A 3,024-nucleotide genomic window follows, 5' to 3' on the forward strand; every position below is an offset into this window, starting at 1 on the left:
GCCTGCTCGGGCCGCGGGCGCTGCTCGCGGTCACCCAGCTCGCCGTCCTCGACCCGTCTCGTCCCCGCGCGGCCGAGCTGGCCCGCGCCCACGCGGCCGCCGCCCTGCCCAACCGGCTCACACCGCTGCGCGACCTGGGCTTCGACGACCCCGAGTCGCTGGACGAACGGCTGGTCGGCGCGCTGGTGGCGACCGGCGGCCCCGAGGACGTCGCCCGCCGCGTCGGTGAGCACCTCGAGGCCGGCGCGGATCACGTCAGCCTGCATGTGCTCACGGCCACACCGGACCGGCCGCCGCTGCGTCAATGGGAAGATCTCGCCGCGCTGCTGCTGTGAACGGGGGTCCCGGCAGCGGAGCGGTCGGCGCTGTCCCCTTGTGGATGCGGTGAAAGGATCAGCGGTGTGCGCGCAGCGCGGCCAGCACCCATGCGAAGGCCGGTACCGCCGGTGGGGACGGCTTCTGGCCCTTGAGGATGCTCAGGAGCTGCCAGTACCGCTCCACTCGGGGCTCGGCGACCATGTCCAGCCACATGATCAGGGCGGCGGTCTCCTCGGCGGGAAGGTTGTCGGGGACGATCCGCCTCAGGATCGGTCGCGCCCCGGCCGATTCCGGCGCGATGCCGCGTGACAGGGCGGCGCCGGCGTGTTCCAGGACCAAGGGCCGGAGGTTGAGGCCGTACTCCAGGCGGTTGTCGTCCTCGCCGCTGAGAACCATCCTTCGGACCGTCTGCCGGAAGCCGTCGTCGTCCACCAGTTCGGCCAGTTCCACCCATGCGTTGATCTGTTCGGAGGTGGGGTCCTCGGGAAGGTCCGGCGGCAGGTCGCGCATCCAGCCCGCGACCAGCGCGGCGTCCTCGTCGACGACGCCGGCGAAGGCGCGGTCGACGAAATCGTCGATGATCTGCTGACGTTCCCGTGCCGACAGTCGGGCCAGCGCGTTGATCAATGCGATCTCCTTGGTAGAGCTGTCACGGTTGGCGAGCACGCGCAGGACGGACCGGCGTACCTTCAGGGTGCGGATCTCGGCGTCGAGCGCTTTGACGTGCAGGTCCGCCACGTCGCTCAGCGTGGCCCGCTGCTCCAGCACCTGCTGGACGGCGTCGAGACCGAGCCCAAGATCGCGAAGTGTCCGGACCAGGTCCAGCCGCGCGACCGCCTCCGCGTCATAGAGCCGGTAGCCGCCCCCCGACCTCTGGACCGGGGGGACGACGCCGCGATCGGACCAGAAGCGGATGGTGCGCGCCTGCAGCCCCGTGCGCCGGGCCAGCTGCCCGATCGTGTAAAGACCCGTCGCGTCGTTCATGACTCGAATCTGCACCTTCCACCCGGTGGAACCTCAAGCGATTTGTCGGAGATTCTCGCCGCGGACGCGGCCCGGAGGAGAAGCGCTACGGATGTCATCGGGTAAGAACGCCTCCCACGGCAGCGTCAATCGCGATCGGCGGCGAGCGCGGGGTCCGTCCGGTTGGCCGCGTGCGCGGTCAGGGCGCCGAGCGCGCACAGGAGCGCGAGCCCGAACAACACGTACCGCGCCGAGTCGAGCATCGACCCGCCGCCCAGGTTGACCAGGACCCCCGCCACCGCCGTGCCGAACGCGATCGACAGACTCGTCACCGTGGCGATCCCCGCGGCCGCCCGCCTGCCCTCCTCCGGATCCTGCGTACTGGACATCGCGGCCACCGACAGGTGCGGATAGGCCAGCCCGATGCCCGCCCCGGCCACGAACAGCACCGGCACCCACACCGCCACCAGCCACAGCGGCGTCTCCTCGCGCTGCAGCAGCCCCTGGACGAGCAGGCCGGCGGCCAGCAGCACCGGGCCGAGCACGCGCAGCCGGCGCACCGCGCGCCCGCCCGTCACCGACGAGCTGCCGATCTGGGTGAGCGACCAGCCCAACGAGATCGCCGCGGCGAAGAACCCCGCCACCAGCGGCGCCAGCCCGGCCAGCCGCTGACCGAACAGCGGCAGGAACGACTCGGCCGCGACCCCGCAGGCCAGCAGCCCCAGCGTCAGATAGACCCACTTCAACGACGAACCGCTCCGGTACGTCGCCTGCGGAAAGACCCGCAGCTCACTGCCCCGCTCATGGACGACGAACCCGGCCACCAGCAGCACCGCCGCGCCGAGGCCGGCCGCCTTCGCCGGCGTGCCCGCCAGCACCCCCACCACGCTCACGGCCCCGGCGGCCGCCATGACCAGCAGCAGGGACACGACCGGGACCGGCGGGCGCAGGTCCCGGTCGTGCGCCAGGCCGCCCGGCAGCACGCGGGGCACGAACGCGCCGCACACCGCCGAGACCACCGCCATCACCGCGAACGCCAGCCGCCACGAGCCCAGCTGGGCGAACAGCCCGCCCAGCGCCGGACCGGCGAAGTTGCCGACGCCGTACATCGCCGACATCAGCGCGGTGCCGCGCGTCCAGAGCCGGGGCGGCAGCGCCGACCGGATGACGGCGAACCCCAGCCCCGACAGCAGCCCCGCCCCGAACCCCTGAACGCCGCGCGAGGCCAGCAGCACCGCCATCGCCGGGCTCAGCGCGCAGGCCAGCGAACCCGCCGTGAAGACGGCGAAGCCCACCAGGTACGCGCCGACGTTCCCCCACCGGGACAGGAACCGGCCGGCGAGCATCGTCGCGATCACCATGGCGACGAGGTAGATGGTCATGTTCCAGGCGTAGAAGCCCGCGCCGCCGAGGTCGGCCACCGCGGTCGGCAGCAGGCTCGCCGCGAGGTAGATGTTGATCGCACCGACGAGCACCCCGCCGGCCAGCACGATCATCGGACCCGGCAGCCCCGCCTCGGCGTGGGTTTGCCCGGATATCGGGTCGTAGTCGTCAGCACTCATGGCTTCAAGGCTGTCGTTGAACCGGTGCCGGAGAGTTTGCGCCGCCTGCCGGGCGACGGCGCTGGGCCGGGCTGCGGGAGAGTTTCAACGACCTGGCACGCCGTGGCCGACGAGGGCGACGCGGTACGCGACATCGCGACCGTCATCGGCCGGCAACTCGGACTACCGGTCGAGCCGGTGC

The 3,024-nt window shown here is 72.3% G+C and carries 2 protein-coding genes and 1 pseudogene; 1 reads left to right on the forward strand and 2 read right to left on the reverse strand.

All coding sequences use genetic code 11. The annotated features are described in order from the left end of the window. A pseudogene (locus ACWDX9_RS61835) lies at nucleotides 1-335 on the forward strand (TIGR03620 family F420-dependent LLM class oxidoreductase); the annotation flags it as partial. Nucleotides 336-393: 58 nt separating this feature from the next. Here the strand turns inward: ACWDX9_RS61835 and ACWDX9_RS61840 are convergent. Next, nucleotides 394-1,302: a helix-turn-helix domain-containing protein gene (locus tag ACWDX9_RS61840; RefSeq protein ID WP_449973203.1), complete on the reverse strand. Its 909-nt coding sequence runs from the start codon at nucleotides 1,300-1,302 to the stop codon at nucleotides 394-396. A 125-nt stretch (nucleotides 1,303-1,427) separates the two neighbouring features. Then, nucleotides 1,428-2,843 (reverse strand): MFS transporter, encoded by a 1,416-nt coding sequence (locus tag ACWDX9_RS61845; RefSeq protein ID WP_449973204.1) that lies wholly within the window; start codon nucleotides 2,841-2,843, stop codon nucleotides 1,428-1,430. Nucleotides 2,844-3,024 lie beyond the last annotated feature (181 nt).

The organism is Nonomuraea sp. NPDC003201 (genome assembly GCF_053590415.1).

Coding starts and splice junctions, on each gene's coding strand:
- ACWDX9_RS61840 (WP_449973203.1), bottom strand. CDS start 1,302: ATGAACGACGCGACGGGTCTTTACACGATCGGGCAGCTGGCCCGGCGC.
- ACWDX9_RS61845 (WP_449973204.1), bottom strand. CDS start 2,843: ATGAGTGCTGACGACTACGACCCGATATCCGGGCAAACCCACGCCGAG.